Origin of the sequence: Kocuria sp. CPCC 205235 (assembly GCF_040980905.1) — a bacterium.
Lineage (GTDB): Bacteria > Actinomycetota > Actinomycetes > Actinomycetales > Micrococcaceae > Kocuria > Kocuria carniphila.
The window spans coordinates 238,761-254,023 of record NZ_JAVKPR010000002.1 but is presented as its reverse complement, the minus strand read 5'-3'; the positions used below and the strand labels follow the sequence as shown (position 1 = coordinate 254,023).

The 15,263-nt window shown below is 67.8% G+C and carries 12 protein-coding genes and 1 pseudogene; 4 read left to right on the top strand and 9 right to left on the bottom strand.

Features of this window, described 5'->3' with window-relative positions; translation table 11 throughout:
• Positions 1–10 precede the first annotated feature (10 nt).
• Positions 11–2,071 carry an FAD-dependent oxidoreductase gene (locus RF638_RS02640; RefSeq protein WP_368841390.1) on the bottom strand — a complete coding sequence of 687 codons (2,061 nt, stop codon included), beginning with the start codon at positions 2,069–2,071 and terminating at the stop codon, positions 11–13.
• A gap of 188 nt (positions 2,072–2,259) precedes the next feature.
• On the opposite strand from RF638_RS02640, the gene RF638_RS02635 reads away from it, so the two are divergent.
• Positions 2,260–2,913 (top strand): Dps family protein, encoded by a 654-nt coding sequence (locus RF638_RS02635; protein WP_368841389.1) that lies wholly within the window; start codon positions 2,260–2,262, stop codon positions 2,911–2,913.
• Positions 2,914–3,004: 91 nt separating this feature from the next.
• Here the strand turns inward: RF638_RS02635 and RF638_RS02630 are convergent, their stop codons facing one another.
• From RF638_RS02630 to RF638_RS02600, 7 genes are all read right to left on the bottom strand, one after another.
• Positions 3,005–4,693: a DASS family sodium-coupled anion symporter gene (locus tag RF638_RS02630; protein ID WP_315276513.1), complete on the bottom strand. Its 1,689-nt coding sequence runs from the start codon at positions 4,691–4,693 to the stop codon at positions 3,005–3,007.
• A gap of 193 nt (positions 4,694–4,886) precedes the next feature.
• Positions 4,887–6,083 carry a phosphoglycerate dehydrogenase gene (serA, locus tag RF638_RS02625; RefSeq protein WP_368841388.1) on the bottom strand — a complete coding sequence of 399 codons (1,197 nt, stop codon included), beginning with the start codon at positions 6,081–6,083 and terminating at the stop codon, positions 4,887–4,889.
• 127 nt (positions 6,084–6,210) lie between these two features.
• A complete protein-coding gene (locus RF638_RS02620; RefSeq protein ID WP_368841387.1) occupies positions 6,211–7,326 on the bottom strand; it encodes a glycosyltransferase in 1,116 nt (371 codons plus the stop codon).
• A gap of 5 nt (positions 7,327–7,331) precedes the next feature.
• Positions 7,332–7,868 (bottom strand): DapH/DapD/GlmU-related protein, encoded by a 537-nt coding sequence (locus tag RF638_RS02615; protein ID WP_193519976.1) that lies wholly within the window; start codon positions 7,866–7,868, stop codon positions 7,332–7,334.
• An 80-nt stretch (positions 7,869–7,948) separates the two neighbouring features.
• Entirely contained in the window at positions 7,949–9,661 is a 1,713-nt protein-coding gene (locus RF638_RS02610) for a hypothetical protein (protein ID WP_368841386.1), read from the bottom strand.
• Positions 9,639–10,901 carry a hypothetical protein gene (locus RF638_RS02605; RefSeq protein WP_368841385.1) on the bottom strand — a complete coding sequence of 421 codons (1,263 nt, stop codon included), beginning with the start codon at positions 10,899–10,901 and terminating at the stop codon, positions 9,639–9,641. The genes RF638_RS02610 and RF638_RS02605 overlap by 23 nt, the downstream gene beginning before the upstream one ends.
• Positions 10,898–11,542 carry a YveK family protein gene (locus RF638_RS02600; protein ID WP_368841384.1) on the bottom strand — a complete coding sequence of 215 codons (645 nt, stop codon included), beginning with the start codon at positions 11,540–11,542 and terminating at the stop codon, positions 10,898–10,900. Before RF638_RS02600 ends, RF638_RS02605 begins: the two co-directional genes overlap by 4 nt.
• Positions 11,543–11,919: 377 nt before the next feature.
• On the opposite strand from RF638_RS02600, the gene RF638_RS02595 reads away from it, so the two are divergent.
• Genes RF638_RS02595 through RF638_RS02585 form a run of 3 tightly spaced genes read left to right on the top strand, consistent with a single transcriptional unit; the run spans position 11,920 to position 14,416 of the window.
• Positions 11,920–12,774, top strand: coding sequence for a glycosyltransferase family 2 protein (locus RF638_RS02595; protein WP_368841383.1), 855 nt, complete (start codon positions 11,920–11,922; stop codon positions 12,772–12,774).
• Positions 12,768–14,027, top strand: coding sequence for a lipopolysaccharide biosynthesis protein (locus RF638_RS02590; protein ID WP_368841382.1), 1,260 nt, complete (start codon positions 12,768–12,770; stop codon positions 14,025–14,027). Before RF638_RS02595 ends, RF638_RS02590 begins: the two co-directional genes overlap by 7 nt.
• Positions 14,028–14,065: 38 nt before the next feature.
• Positions 14,066–14,416 carry a phosphatase PAP2 family protein gene (locus RF638_RS02585; protein ID WP_368841381.1) on the top strand — a complete coding sequence of 117 codons (351 nt, stop codon included), beginning with the start codon at positions 14,066–14,068 and terminating at the stop codon, positions 14,414–14,416.
• Here RF638_RS02585 and RF638_RS02580 read toward each other — a convergent pair.
• Positions 14,403–15,104: pseudogene (locus RF638_RS02580) on the bottom strand (zinc-binding dehydrogenase). The gene RF638_RS02585 and the pseudogene RF638_RS02580 overlap by 14 nt on opposite strands.
• Between the last annotated feature and the right edge of the window lie 159 nt (positions 15,105–15,263).

Genomic DNA, 15,263 nt, shown 5'->3' with positions numbered 1-15,263 from the left:
CGGTGGGTGCTCAGGGCAGGGCCGCTGCCAATTCCACAGCCTGTTTGATGGCCCGTTTGGCATCCAGTTCCGCGGCCACATCCGCGCCGCCGATCACGTGGACGGGCCGCGAGTCCCCGGCCAGTTCCCGAGCCAGCTCGTTGCGGGATTCCTGGCCCGCGCACAGCACCACGGTGTCCACCTCGACCAGGGTTTCCGTGCGCGGGTTCTCGAGGGCGACGCCGCCGCCCTCCTCGATGACACCTCCGGCCGGTCCCGGCGCGGCCACGGAGATGCGGACGCCGCGGTCCGTGATGTCCTGATATTCCACTCCGGTGATGAACACCACGTTGGCCATGCGTAGTTCCAAGCGGTGGATCCAGCCCGTGGTGGGGCCCAGGCGTGAGCCGGGTTTGGTGGTGCTCCGCTGAAGGACGGTGACCTGACGCAACGGGGGCTCGGGTGCGGGTGCGAGTAGCCCGCCGCGTGCTTCCAGCGAGCGGTCAATGCCCCATTCGGCATAGAAGTCCGCGGAGGGATTGTGCGTGAGGAAGTGCGCGACGTCGTACCCGATGCCGCCCGCGCCGATCACTGCGACCCGCTGACCGACCGGGGCGCCCTCCAAGACCTCTTTGTAGCCGAGCACCGTGGGCCCGGTGACCCCGGGGATTCCGGGTTGACGGGGGTCCACACCGGCCGCGATGACCACCCGGTCCGCGAAGGCCAGATCCTCCTGGGCGGCACGGTGGCCGGTGCGCACCGTGACTCCCAGCTCCTTCAACCGAGTGGAGAAGTAGCGGATCGTGTGCGCGTAGTCCTCCTTGCCGGGAATTCGACGGGCCAGCTGGAACTGGCCACCGAGTTCGGGCTGCTCCTCGAACAACGTGACGCGGTGACCGCGTTCCGCCGCTGCTTCCGCGAACGCCAGCCCAGCGGGTCCCGCACCCACCACGGCAATCTGTTCGGCCGTGCGGGTGGGGCCGAGAATCAGGTCCGTTTCCCGCATGGCCTGCGGGTTGACCAAACAGGACATGCGCTGGCCCGTGAAGGTGTGGTCCAAGCACGCCTGGTTGCAGGCAATGCACGTGTTGATCCGATCCGGCTGCGCCTCGCGCGCCTTAGCGACGAACGCGGCGTCGGCCAGGAATGGACGCGCCATGCACACGAGGTCTGCATCCCCGCGGGACAGTACCTCTTCGGCAAGCTCGGGGGTGTTGATGCGGTTGACGGTGGAGATCGGGATGCTCAGGTTCTCACGCAGGGCGTGGCTGACCCACGTGAACCCCGCTCCGGGCACGCTCGTGGCAATGGTCGGAATGCGGGCTTCGTGCCAGCCGATGCCCGTGTTGATGATGGAGGCACCGGCTTCTTCCACCTCACGGCCCAGGGCCAGTACGTCCTCGAACTCTTGGGCATCGGGCACCAGATCGAGGGCGGACAGCCGGTACATGATCAGGAAATCCGGGCTGGTGCGCTCGCGGACGCGTCGCACGATCTCGGTGGCGAAGCGGCGTCGGGCCTGGGGCGAGCCACCCCAGCGGTCGGTGCGCTGATTCGTGTGCTCGACCAGGAACTCATTGATCAGGTAGCCCTCGGAACCCATGATCTCCACGCCGTCGTAGCCGGCCTGCTGGGCCAGCTGTGCCGCGTGCGCGAAGTCCTCGATGGTGCGTTCCACCTCACTGTCGGACAGCTCTCGCGGCGTCACCTTATTGATGGGGGCGCGGATGGGCGAGGGTGCAACGGCGTGCTCGTGCATGCCGTAGCGGCCGGAGTGCATGAGCTGCAGGGCGATCAGGCCGCCCGCCTCGTGGACGGCCTGGGTCACCACATGGTGACGAGGGAGTTGATCCTCGGAACTGAGGTGGGCGCCGTTCTTGCGTGTGGCTCCCTCGGCATTGGGGGACACACCGCCGGTGACGATGAGACCCGCGCCGCCGCGGACGCGCTCCACGTAGAAAGCCGCAAGTTCATGTTCACCGCCGTCCTTTTCTTCCAGGCCGGTGTGCATCGATCCCATGATCACGCGGTGCGGGAGGGTTGTGGAACCCACGGTGAGGGGGGACAGTAAGTGGGGATAGGGCGCAGTCATCCGATACTCCAAGTCTCAGGTACTTACCCCAAGACTATGCGATGAGTGACCGGCGTCACTAATTACTCCGCGGGCGAACCCTTGTTCCTGGTGGAGTGTTCGCGAACTTGTTATTATGAATACATCAAAATAAACCGCACCATGACAGCGGCGAGTTTTCAGTACGCCGGGTGCACAAGGAGGTTCACATGGCTAAGAAGTCCAACAAGAACGCCAGCTACACCGTTCCGGGTCTGACCACCACCGAGGGCCACGCTCTCGCTGACACGCTGCAGCAGCGTCTGAACGCTTTGAACGACCTGCAGCTCACGCTCAAGCACGCTCACTGGAACGTGGTGGGCCCCAACTTCATCTCCGTCCACGAAATGCTGGACCCGCAGATCGAAACCGTTCGCGGCTTCGTGGACGAGGTTGCCGAGCGCATGGCCACCATGGGCGTGTCGCCCAACGGTCTGCCCGGAGCCATCGTCGCGTCCCGCAAGTGGGACGACTACGACGTGATGCGCGCTACCGGTGTGGAGCACCTTGCCGCACTGGATCTGGTCTACTCCGGCGTGATCAAGGACCACCGCAAGGCCATTGAGAAGGCCGGCAAGGTGGACCCGATCACCGAGGACATGCTGATCGGCCAGGTCAAGGAACTCGAATTGTTCCAGTGGTTCATGCGCTCGCACATCGAGTCCGTGACCGGAACCCTGGAGAACTCCAGCGCCAGCACCGAGAAGGGCGCGGCCAAGTCGGTTGCAGCGGACAAGTCGGGTAAGTCGACCAAGTCCACTAAGGCCGCCAAGTCCAGCAAGTCGGACAAGAAGAGCGACAAGAAGTCTGACAAGAAGAAGTAACGTTCTTCCCGTCTAACGCTGAGGGCCCGGAACCGTACGGTTCCGGGCCCTCAGTTCGTCTGTGCCCTGGCGGGCCGACAGCGGGTGAACGCTAGAAGGTGAGTCCGAAGACCCATACGGCCAGCGTCATGGTCACCAGGGTGATGAGGACCATGGCGATCAGATTCAGGAAAACGCCGCCCCGAATCATTTGCGAGATGGTCACATACCCGGAGCCGAAGGCAATGGCGTTGGGCGGGGTGGCCACCGGGAGCATGAACGCGCAGGTAGCGGCAAGCGCCACCGGGATGGCCAGCAGCATCGGGTCGATTCCCAGGCCCATGGCCACGCCACCGGCAACCGGCAAGAACGTGGCGGCGGTTGCGGTGTTGGAGGTCAACTCGGTCAGGAACAGGATGCCGGCCGCGAAGACCAACACCATCAGGATCATGGGAACGCCACCCAGACCCTGGGCCTGCTCGCCGATCCACTCGGTCAGGCCGGAACCCGAGAACTGCGAGGACAGCGCCAAACCGCCGCCGAACAGCAACAGAACACCCCAGGGCAGCTTGACGGCAGAATCCCAGTCCAGCAGACGCACGCCGCGTGCGGCACCGGCGGGGCAGAAGAACAGCAGCAAACCAATGGTCATGGCGATTCCCGCGTCGGAGATCGGCGGGGTGTCGAAAATCATCGGAATGAACACCCAAGAGACGGCAGCCAGGATGAAGATGGCCAGCACACGCTTCTCACCGGAGGACATGGGGCCGAGTTTGTGAAGTTCGTCCTGGATGAGTTCCTTGCCGCCCGGGATTTCGGTGATTTCGGGCTTGAACAACACCTTGGTGAGCAAGAACCAGCAGATCGCCAGCATCACGACCGCCAGCGGGACTCCCACCAGCATCCACTGGCCGAAGCCGATCTGGATGTCATGGGTGTCGGACAGGTAACCGGCCATCAGGGTGTTCGGCGGGGTGCCGATGATGGTGCCCAGCGAACCGATCGAGGCGGCATACGCGATACCCAACATCAACGCCGTACCGAAGTTGGACTTGATGATCTCCTGCTTCACCGAGCTGTCCTCGGGGTCAACTTCGGTGTCGGGGCCGGCCTGGGAGGTGGCCGGAGCGGCGTCGTCGGTTGCCTGGCGAGCGTCGGATGCGGCGCCCTCAGGTGTGGCGTCGGCACCGGTGTCGGTTCCGTCGCCGATCTTGGTGACCAACAGCAGCACGGACACGCCGATCGGGAGCATCATCACGGCGGTTGCGGTGTTGGAGACCCACATGGAGAGGAAGCCGGTCGCGACCATGAAGCCCGCAACCATCTGGGTGGGCTTGGTGCCGATGACCTTGACGGTCAGCAGGGCGATGCGGCGGTGCAGGTTCCAGCGCTGCATGGCCAGGGCCAACAGGAAGCCGCCCATGAACAGGAAGATCACGTTGTTGCCGTAGGAAGCTCCCACGTCGTCGAACTTGACGTCGTCACCGAGGACCGGGAAGACCACCAGCGGAACCAGGGCGGTGGCCGGGAGCGGGAGGGCTTCGGTCATCCACCATGCACCCATGAGAACGGCCGTGGCCGCGGTGAGGCGGGCGCCCTGGGCTACGTCGCCGGGCATCAAGAAATACACGAGGAGTGCCAGCGCAAGACCTGCGATCAGGCCGAGCCACTTGATGCGGTGGGTTTTGGGGTCCTCGGCCTCTGCACGTTCGCCGGGGGATTGGAAGTTGACCTCTTCACCGCGGTGCGGATCTGGATCAAGGTTCTTGAGGTGCGCGCCGGGCACCGCTGGGTGGCTCATGGGGATCTCCACGTCATTGTGATGGGGATTACGTGGTATTTATTCTATGAAGTTACTGAGTATTTCGCCCGTAACCTTGACGCGCGGCGGGTCACGAGCGCCAATGGCCCGCCCCGGTGAATGGGGGCGGGCCATTGGTTCGGATTCTCGCCGGGTCGGTCGCGTTTGAAGACGTGCCAGCGGGGGAGTGGCGCTAGCTGACGGTGGCCACCCGAATGGTTTCGGGCAGTGCCTCGATGGCTGCCACGACCTCCGGGGTCACGCCGTTGCCGCAATCGGTGACCAGGTAGCCGGTCTGGCCCTTGGTGACCAGCTGCTGCCGGTCCACGTTGATGCCGTGCTCGCCCAGCACCGAGTTCACGCGAGCCAGCACGCCGGGCAGGTTGCTGTGGATGTGCAGCAGACGGGTGCCGACGATCTCCGGATCCAGCTGAACCTCCGGGAAGTTCACGGACAGGCTCGTGGAACCGTAGCGGCTGTAGTCGACCAGCTTGCCGGCCACGAACTGTCCGATGTTCTCCTGTGCCTCCGCAGTGGAGCCGCCCACGTGCGGGGTGAGGATCACGTTGGGCAGCCCCTGCAGCGGCGAGGTGAACGGATCGCCGGCGACCTTGGGCTCGGTGGGGAACACGTCCACCGCGGCACCCGCCACGTGGCCGGAGACCAGGGCCTCGCGCAGCGCCTCGTGGTCAACCACGTGACCGCGGGACAGGTTCAGGAACAGTGAGCGCGGGCGCATCTTGCGGAACTGCTCGCGGCCGAACATGTTGGCGTTGTTCGGGCGGCCGTCCACGTGCAGAGTCACCGTTTCGACCGACTGCAGCAGCTCGTCCAGGGAATCACACTTGGTGGCATTGCCCATGGCCAGGCGGTCCACGGTGTCGAAGTAGTAGACCTTCATGCCGAATGCCTCGGCCAGCACGGACAGCTGCTTGCCGATATTGCCGTAGCCCACGATGCCCAGCGTGCGGCCGCGCACCTCGTGGGAGCCCTTGGCGGACTTGTCCCACACGCCCTCGTGCATGGCCTTGTTCTTGTCGGTCAGGTGACGCGCCATCACGATGATCTCGCCCATCGCCAGTTCCACCACGGATCGGGTGTTGGAGTACGGCGCGTTGAACACCACGGTGGCGGTGTCCGTGGCGGCGGTCAGGTCGATCTGGTTGGTGCCGATGCAGAACGCACCAATGGTCTGCAGCTGCGGGTGCGCTTCCAGCACCTCGCGCGTGACCTGGGTCTTCGATCGGATCCCCAGCATGTCCACGCCGTGCAGCGCGTCCTTCAACTCGGCGGGGTCCAGCGCACCCTTGCGGGTCTCGACCTCAACTCCGCGGCTGCGCAGGAGGTCAACGGCGTCGGTATGGATGTTCTCAAGCAGTAAGGCCTTCACCCGTCCATCCTATGGGGTGGGGCGCGGGCGCCCCGTTTCACGACGTAGCATTCCGGGTCACCCCCGAGCGCGGCGCTCGCGCGCGGGGTGACCCGGCGGCGTCGTCCTCCGGGACCGCGCCGTCCGCTCAGTCCCGGTACGCGCCCAGCAGCTTCTCGACGACGGCGCGCATCCCGTACTCGCGCGCGATCGTGTCCGCGGCCGCCCGACCCGCTCGCCGTCGCCGCTTGGGATCAGCGATCAGCTGCGCGAGGGCATCTTCGAGGGATGGCTGGGTGTCGTCCACGACCGCGCCGGACCCCGTTCGCGCGACCGTGGGCGCGAGCCCGCACGTGTCCGTCACGACCACGGGCAGTCCCGCGGACATGGCCTCGAGAACCGACATGGGGTACGGCTCGTGGACGGAGGGTAGGACGTACACGTCCGATTCCGCCATCCACCGCGCCGCGCCCGAGGAGTCCACCGGGCCGGCCCACGTGAGGCGCTCGCCGAGGCCCGCGGCCGCGATCGCCGCGCGCACCGCGTCCCCCTGGCCCTCATCCGGGCCCACGAGCGTGAACGTGGCGCGCGGGAACCGCTCGGCCAGGGATCGCGCGGCGGCCACGAACGCGAGCGGACGCTTGCGATCCTGCAGACGCGCGAGGAACAGCACGCGACACTCGTCGTCTTCCCGCGGCACGCGGGGGCGCGAGGATGCGGGCATCCCATTGTGCAGTTCCATGAGGTTCACGGGCCCGCGGGCGACCTCGATGAGGTCCTGTTCCTCCTGAGGGGTGAGATAGCAGACCCGGTGCGCGTCCCGCAGCACCCGCCGGGTCAGCAGGGCGTCCAGGGGCCCCGCGAGGGGATTCTCGGACGGGTCGATCATCCCGTGGGTCTGCAGGACGGTTCGGGTGCCCGCGCGCTCCGCGAGCCACGCGGCCGGCAGGGTCAGCAGGTCACGCGCCGTGTGCACGTGCACCACGTCCGCGGTCGGCGCGACCCGGCGCAGCCACGACAGCATGGCCGGCGATGTGAGACCTGCGAAACCCGCACCCGGCAGGGCCTGGACGGGACGGAAGAGCTGCGTGCGCACGCCGTCGCGTTCGGTGGGCAGGGCCGCGCCCAGATCGGAGCCGGTCGCGGCGAGGATCACGTCGTGTCCGGCGTCGGCGAGCGCGCGGCACTGGTTGAGGGCCACCGTGGTGGGCCCGCCGTACGCGTTGGTGCCCGAGACCAGGGCGACGACCTGCAGGATCCGCATGCCGCTCACGCCTTCGTGGCCACGGGGGCGAGCACGCGCGCCCCGGCCGGGACGTCCCGCGTGACGAGCGCGGTGGCTCCCACGACGGCGCCCTCGCCCACCGTGACGCCGCGCAGGACGGTGGCTCGCAGGGCGATCCATGCGCCGTCGGCCACGGTGATGGGGGCGTTGTCGAACTCGAAGGCCGGGTCGTCCGCGCGGTGGCTGCCCGTGCACAGCATGGCGCCCTGCGACACGCACACGTCCGAGCCGATCGTGATGGGCTCCAGGTTGAGCAACCATGCGCCCACGCCGATCCACGAGTTCTCGCCCACGGTCAGTTTCCACGGCCAGTGGATCCGCACGTCGTGGCGGATCAGTGTGCCCTCCCCGATCTGCGCGCCGAAGGCCCGCAGGATCCGGGTGCGTACGCTCGGCGGGCACAGGACGGACCGTTGCAGCGGTTCCGCCACGAGGGCCCACGCGGCGCACTGCAGCCTTCCCCGGCCCTTGTCGTAGCCGCGGCCGGTGAAGGTGGCCAGGCGTCTCGTCGTGTGTGTCATGGTCTCTCCCTTGCCCGGGACCGCGATGGCGGTGCGATGGTCGTGGCCTGCGTGCCGAGGTGCGTGCCTCGGCGGTCTTCTCATGGGTCGTCCCGGCGGTACACCGGGGTGGAATACGCGATGCTGCCGTCCTGCCCGACGGCGCGCGCGACCGTGAAGCCGTGCGCCGGGGTGGCGACGTTCTGCCCGCCCACGATGCTCTGCGGCGGATCCTCGTACGCCACGTCCTGCTGCCCCACGGCGAGGCCGGCGGGCCACGTGTTGTGCAGCACCTCGAGCGAGCGCACGGGCTCGCGCGCCGTCAGCCGAAGGGACCGGGCGTCGGCGTCGCGGGGCGGTGGCGCCACGAGGTCGGTGAACGCCGCGCTGCGATCGGAGGCGAGCGAGTAGTACGTGCGGCGGGCGGGCTGCGGGACGGCCGGGTCCTCGGGCGCGTAGACGACGACCGGCGCCCCACGGGTGCTGCTGAGTCTCCGCCCGGTTCCGTCCGTGACGTCCACGACGGCGTACACCCAGCTCCCGGCGTCCGCCTCGATCCCGCGATCGAGCACCGCCGCCCCGGCTTCGCCTGCGGCGACCGTGACGGGGTCGGAGCTCGCGAGGTCGCGCTCGTCCCGCGCGATGACGCGCACCCGCACCCGGACGGGCTCCGCGCCGTGGTTGATCACCAGGCCCTCCGCCAGGACGTTACGACCCTCGATCAGGAACTGGGGGGACGTCACGTAGCCCACGGGGTCCCGGGTGGGCGGGGTCTCGCCGCGGAACTGCGCCGCGAAGTGGGCCGTGAGGTCCGCGCGCGTGGTGCCCCAGTCGGTGGCCGGTTGCACGGCCGTGCGTTCCACGACGTCGTTCCAGGTCACCGCGGTGGCCCACCCGGCGCCGGCGTCGCGTTGCAGCTGCCACTGGGAGCGCCACAGTTCAGTGGCCCGAGCATCCACGTACCCGCCGTTGGTGGTCTCCCGGTTGTACCCGGGCAGGATCCCGCCCGCGAACGCGGTGTCATGCTCGCGGGCCCAGCGGGCGACGTCGGGAAGGATCATGAAGTCGTGGTCGTCGAAGAGCCACACCGCCTCGAAGAGTCCGGCGTACGGGTCCACAGTGGCCGCGTCGAAGGCATTGTCGTTCTGGCTCGCGGCGGTGCGCAGCTCGGCCACGACGTAGACGGCGATCCCGTCCCGTTCGAGACCGCGGCGGCACGCGAGCCAGTCGTCGGGGGACAGCGCACGGGCGTCGTAGACCCACACGACCAGCGCGTCGTCGATCCGCGCGGCGGACGGGCGGTCCTTCGCCGCGGCCACGTACTCCCTGATCAGGGACTCGGCCCCGGAGCGGGACGTGACCTGGATGCACGCGGCGACCGCGAAACCGCGGGCCCCGTCCTGCCAGGTTGGGTCCGCCGCCGCCATCCAGTCGGTGACGAAGTCGTCACCGGAATTGACGTCCTCCAGCAGCAGGATCTGCATCCCCGTGAGACCCGCGGCCCGGGCCTGGTCGAGCTGCGACTGCACGAGCTGCGGGTAGGGCGTGCCCGCCGGGGCGAGGAAGAGTGGGCGCTCGCTGCCGTAGTGGGTCTGCGGATCCTCGCTCAGCGGCAGCCCCTGGGGCACCATGTGCGCCCAGACCTGCCGGTCGGGCAGGGAATCCGCGCCCCGCGTCCACGTGGTCCGGTCCGGATCCTCCCCGCAGGACGCGGCCAGCAGGACCGCCGCGGATCCGGTCAGGACGAACAAACCGCGGCGCGTGACGGAGACTCCCCGTGACGGGGCCCGCTCATCCCGCATCGATGACTGCATCCTCACGCACCCCGCCCGCGCGGTGCCATCGCGCGAGCCGCGCGGACCGGCGCTGCAGATAGCGCGCGGTCCAGGGCCGGACGAGCCGGTCCAGGACGGTCACCAGGATCATCATGGACACGATCCGACTGACGGCGCGCGTGTTGTACTGCGTGATCATCACGACCATGAGCAAAGACATGCCCAGCACCGCGGAGAGGAAGAGCACCATGGTGGGGTGGGGGTTGGACGCCACGCTCTTGAGGCAGATACGCACCGCCAGGGCCCACACGAGCGTGAAGAGCAGGAGCACGAACCCGCCGAAGCTGGCCCATTCACCCAGTGCGGAATACGGGATGAACTCGTGGACGCGCATGTGGAAGAGGATGTCGTACCAGCCCACCATGGATCCCGGGCCGGGGTTGAGCGAAATGAGCATGTCCGACGCCGTGATCCCCTGCTGCCGGCTCACGAAGATCAACAGCGGGACACTGAACCCGAAACTGCTCGTAGTGGTCACCAGGGACTTCCCAAAGAACGCGGGGTCCTGGATGATCTTCTCCATCGCGTGGGCGTAGGGGATCAACCCGTGCATTTTCAGTTCACGGCAGTAGAGCGGGATGGGCAGCAGGATCACGGTGATGATCGCCGTGCCGAGCCAGCCCAGCCAGGACATCCTGCCGCCCGCCAGGAACTTGCCCACCATGTAGAGCAGGATGACGCCGGCGAACACCCGCGTGGCGCACGCGAACAGGACCACGAGCCACAACACCATGGCCACCCGTGCCAACGTGGGATGCTTCACGGACAGGAACCCCGCCGCCAGCACGGCCGCCGGTTGTACCACGCTCACGGCCGAGACCAGCGGTGCGGGTGCCACGAACTCCAGGTACCGGGGCGCCTCCAGCAAGTAGTGACCCTTGGTGAGGATCATCAATGCCAGGGTCCCGAACGTGACCAGCAACCACAGCCAGGACAGTGACCGCACTTGGGCGCCCACCGTGTGGATGAGCGAGCGCCAGGAGACCGTGGCCCCCGGGAGCGGGACCAGCAGGGCCAGGATCAGCCCCGCGATCGCCCAGGACACCAGGCGCGCAGCGTCCTCGTGGTCGTAGGCACCCCACACGGGTGTGAAGGGGCTGGGGATCGTCACGACGGAGTGGTCCAGAAAGTACACCGTGGATGCCCAACTGACCAGCAGGAAGAGGATCAGTGTCAGGACCGGGACCCGGTCCAACGTGACGGCACGCTGCCAGTTCACGACGCCGAGTAGCTCGAGCGGTTCACCGCGGTGGCTCCGGACGGGTGCCGGTGGGAGCCGGGTCGCCGTCCGAGTGCCTGCGCCAGGGCGATGCCGGCCACGGCCCCGATCCCGGAGCCGATCAGGGCCCAACGCTTCACGCTGGGCTTGTTGTCGGACGTGGCGGCCTCCGCCTGCTGGACGATGGCCACGTCCACCTGGGACATGCCCTGGCTCTGGGGCGAGAACTGCCGGATGGAGTCCCGCAGGCCGGTCGCGAGGTCATCGGCGATGGCCGCGCTGCGCTGACCGTTGGTGTCCGTGTACGCGAGCTTCACGAGGCTCGAGCCGGTGGGGACCTCCACGGAGAGGTCCTTGGCGATGTCGTCCGTGCTCCGGTCGTGATCCGCGGCCTCGTTGAGCACGCTCGAGGTCATGGCCAGGTTGTTGTACGTGGGCATGTTGCTCAGGATGTACTGCGACACAGTTTCGGTCTGACCGCTCGGCAGGTTCTGCGCCGGGGTCACCATCACGGTGGTGGTCGATGTGTAGGTCTGTGGTCGCAGCGCCGCCGCGAGCCCTCCGACGAGCGCGCCGAGCACGATGGTGCTCAGGACGACGGCCAAGAATTTGGCAACTGTGTTGCGTGCACGTGAAGACACGTGATCCCCCAATTTCCTCTGTGCTCCCGTCAGCCCGACGAGAGCACACCCCTTTGATTAAATTTGTCGTCCTGAATGTGGACTAATCTTTATCTAATTACCCCTGTTTAGGGGACACGATCTACTTCGGTCCGCGGGCTGTAAATTACCGTGGACGGTTCGCAGAACCCCCTGGAAACAACCCCTACAGCCCGCTACATCCGCATGATACCGGGGGTGAAACCGGTGTGCCGTCTCCCTGGGCCGCGGATGCCTGTAACCATGATAACCTCCATGTTGATCTATTGTTTATATGACAAAGAATTTGTCAGCAATTTCACACTCCGGGGAGCCTCGACGGGTGGAGTGGGATGTGGTGACGGGGGAAGAGGACCACCATGCCCAGGCTTACTGTCATCATGCCCGCCTATCGGTCGGGCGCCACCGTGGAGAGCGCCATGCGTTCCACGCTGCGGGCCATGCCGCGGGACGCGGAGTTGGTGGTGTCCGTGGACGGCCCGGACGCCGAGACCGAACGTGCGGCCCGCCGGGTGACGGACCGCCGCGTCGTCGTCCGGACCGATGCCGTCAACCGGGGGACCGTGGCGTGCATGCGTCGGGCCCTGGAGTCCACGGACAGCGAGCTCGTGGCCCGCATGGACTCGGACGACATCTCCCTGCCGTGGCGTTTCCGGGTGGGCTTCCGGGCCGTGCGCCACGCGGACATCGTGTGCGGCACGGGGATCCGCTTCGGGCGGGGGATGCTCCCGCGCCCCGGGTACCCGGGCAGTCTCACGACCCGCGAGATCGGACTGCTGCTGCCGTTCGTCAACCCCCTGTTCCACTCGAGCATGCTCGCCACCCGGGAGGCGCTCGTGGCCGCGGACGCCTACGCGCGGCCCAACACCGCGGAGGACTACGTCCTGTGGCTCGACGCCCTGCGCGCCGGGGCCCGGATCGTGAAACTGGCCACCCCCGTGGTGGCCTACCGGTTGAGTGAGAGCCAGCTGTCGAGTTCGGACACCTACCTGGAGCGCATCGTCTCCGACCCCGAGATCCGGCGCGCGTGGACCGCGTGGGCCCACGCGTCCGGGCGGCCGTGGCTCGAGGCCAACGGCGGGGTCCCCGGATCCATCCGGGGCACGCGGGGACAGCTCGAGGCCATCGTGGCCGGGGTGCGCCCCGGAACGCGGCACTACGCGCGGCGTCAGTTGGCGAGAGCCGCCACCCTCATCCCGGCGCCGGTATGCTGAACCAGATCAAGTCGCTCATCGAGCGCGCGATCCCGCGGATGTCCTCCGCGATCGTGATCCTCACGCTCGCCGCGTTCACGTCCCCGCACTACGTGGGTATCTACAACGTGGTGACCCTGCTCTACACGGCCATCCAGGTCACGATCGACTCCGGGGCCCGGTTCGCGGTGATCCGCGTGCTGACCGAACCCGGGGGCATGAAGATCATGAACCGCTACCGGGTGATCATGCCCGTCCTGGCCTTCGTGATCCTTACCGGGCTCATGCTGTTCCTTCTGCACAACGGGACGCTCGAGAACTGGGGCGAGTTCTTCCAGGTGCTGCCCGTGGCGCTCGCGCCCGGTTTCGGGGCCCTGGGTCTGCTGTACGTGGGCACGCTGCAGGCCACCAGCCAGTGGGGGACCCTGGCCCGGATGCAGTTGCGGGCCTCCCTCGCGGGTCTGCTCGTGGGCGGGACCATCCTGGTGCTAACCCACTCGCTGCTGGGCCCGGCCCTGCAGCTGGCCGTCACGGAGGGCATGTTCGCCCTGCTGTGCTGGCGCCGTGCGCGCCGTAACACCCAGCCCCTGCCGCACTCCACTCCGGGCGAGCGTTCGATCCTCTCCGACATGGGCACGATGTCCGGCTACGCGCTGGTGTCCTGGTTCCAGGGCCAGGCCGAGCGACTGTTCATGGCCGTGTTCGCCGGCACCGCCGTCCTCGGTACCTACACCGCGGGCAGCGCCGTGGGCCGCGCCCCGGGGGACGCCCTGGCCGCGTCCACCGCGAACGTGGTGCGCGTGGGGATCGCGGACAAGGAGACCCCGGAGGAGATCCGGAGCGCGAGTGACCATTTGTTGCTGCGCGCGCTCATGCTCGCGTTCGCGTGCGTGCTGATCGCCCTTACGGCGAGCGTGGTCCTCACGCCCCTGCTGGGTGGCGACTGGAAACCCGCGATGTCCATGGTGCCGTTCATCGCCATGGTGTCCTTCCCCGTAGTGCTGTCCTGGGCGGCCTCCGTGCTGCTCGTGCGCACCGGTGCGGCCTGGAAGACGTTCGTGGGTCCGGTGATCGGCGTGGTCTTCGGTGCGCTGATCGCATGGGTCGCGTCGTTCGACCTGCACCTCGCGGCCACGCTGCTGGTCATCCGTGAGTTCGCCGTGGTCCTCGTCGCATACGTCCTGGTGGGACGCAGTGCGCCGTGGCGGTCGTTCCTGGTGGCTGCGGTTCTCTCGACCATCGGGCTGGCGGGCTGCTGGCTCCTGGTGGCGTAGGGCCAACGCACAGCTCGTTCCCGATTTGCGGGCGCAGCATGACGCCACGACCACCTCGACCCCGGCGACCGGACGGTCCACCTTCCTGCGCGGGCGCCTCGACGAGCCCGCGGTCACCGGCGGCGGGTCCCGCGGCGGCGTCGTCCTTTGAGGCCGCAACGGGTACGACGACGCTGCGCCCCTCCCGCTCCCCGATCACCCGATGGTGGGTGGCCGCGGCGGGGGTGGTGCTGATCGGGGTGGTCGCGTTCAGTCGGCTCTACCTGGGGTACCACTGGCTCACGGACGTGACGGCCTCGCTGCTGCTGGTGATCGCGATCCTCGGCCTGGTCGTGGGCGTGGACGCGTGGCGCCCCACGGCGCGGCGGGCGGAGCTCACTCGAGCGTGAGCACCGCCTTGATGACCTCACCGGAGCGGGTGTCCCGGATGGCCTGTTCGATCTCGGCCATGGGGTAGGTCCGCACGAGCTCGTCGAAGGGGAACCGCCCGACCTTCCACAGGGCGAGCAGCGCGGAGATCATCTCCTGGGAGGTCCGTGAACCGCCCAGGGCGCCCACGATCCGCTTGCCGAACAGCGTGCGCATGTGGTCCGCGGAGAACCGGGCGTCCGTGGGTGCGCCGCCGATCAGGAGGCACGTGCCGAGCATGCCGATCGCCTCGATGGCCTCCTCGAGCACGGCGATCACACCGGTGCATTCGATGGCGTAGTCCGCTGCCCCTCCGGTAATCTCCCGGATCCGTTCCAGCGAGTCCTCCTACCCGGAATTGATCACGTGCGTGGCCCCGTAGCGCTGGGCGAGCTCCAGGCGGGAGTCATGCAGGTCCACCGCGATGATCGTGGCCGCGGCCGAATTGTGGGCTGCCATGATGGCCCCGAGTCCCACGGCACCCACACCGTAGACCACCACGGATTCACCCGGGCCGGGGTTCGCGGTGTTGAGCACGGCTCCCGCCCCGGTGGTGATACCGCACGCGAGGGGGCCCGCGAGTTCCAGGGGAACGGACTCGTCCACGGTGAGTTCTTCCCACCGGAACGGCGCATCGACGTGATCGACCACGTAGGCGTGGATGTTCATGGACGTCTTCTCGAGCAGGGCGCTCGGCTCTTAACGCCGGGCTCCCATGCTATTTGCGGTCGGCACGCCGCGGCCATCCCCGCGGGGCAGCGGAGATGACCCGCATCGCGCGGGTCGTCACGGCATCATGCGGAGAGTTCGCCCATGACACGGAGTGTC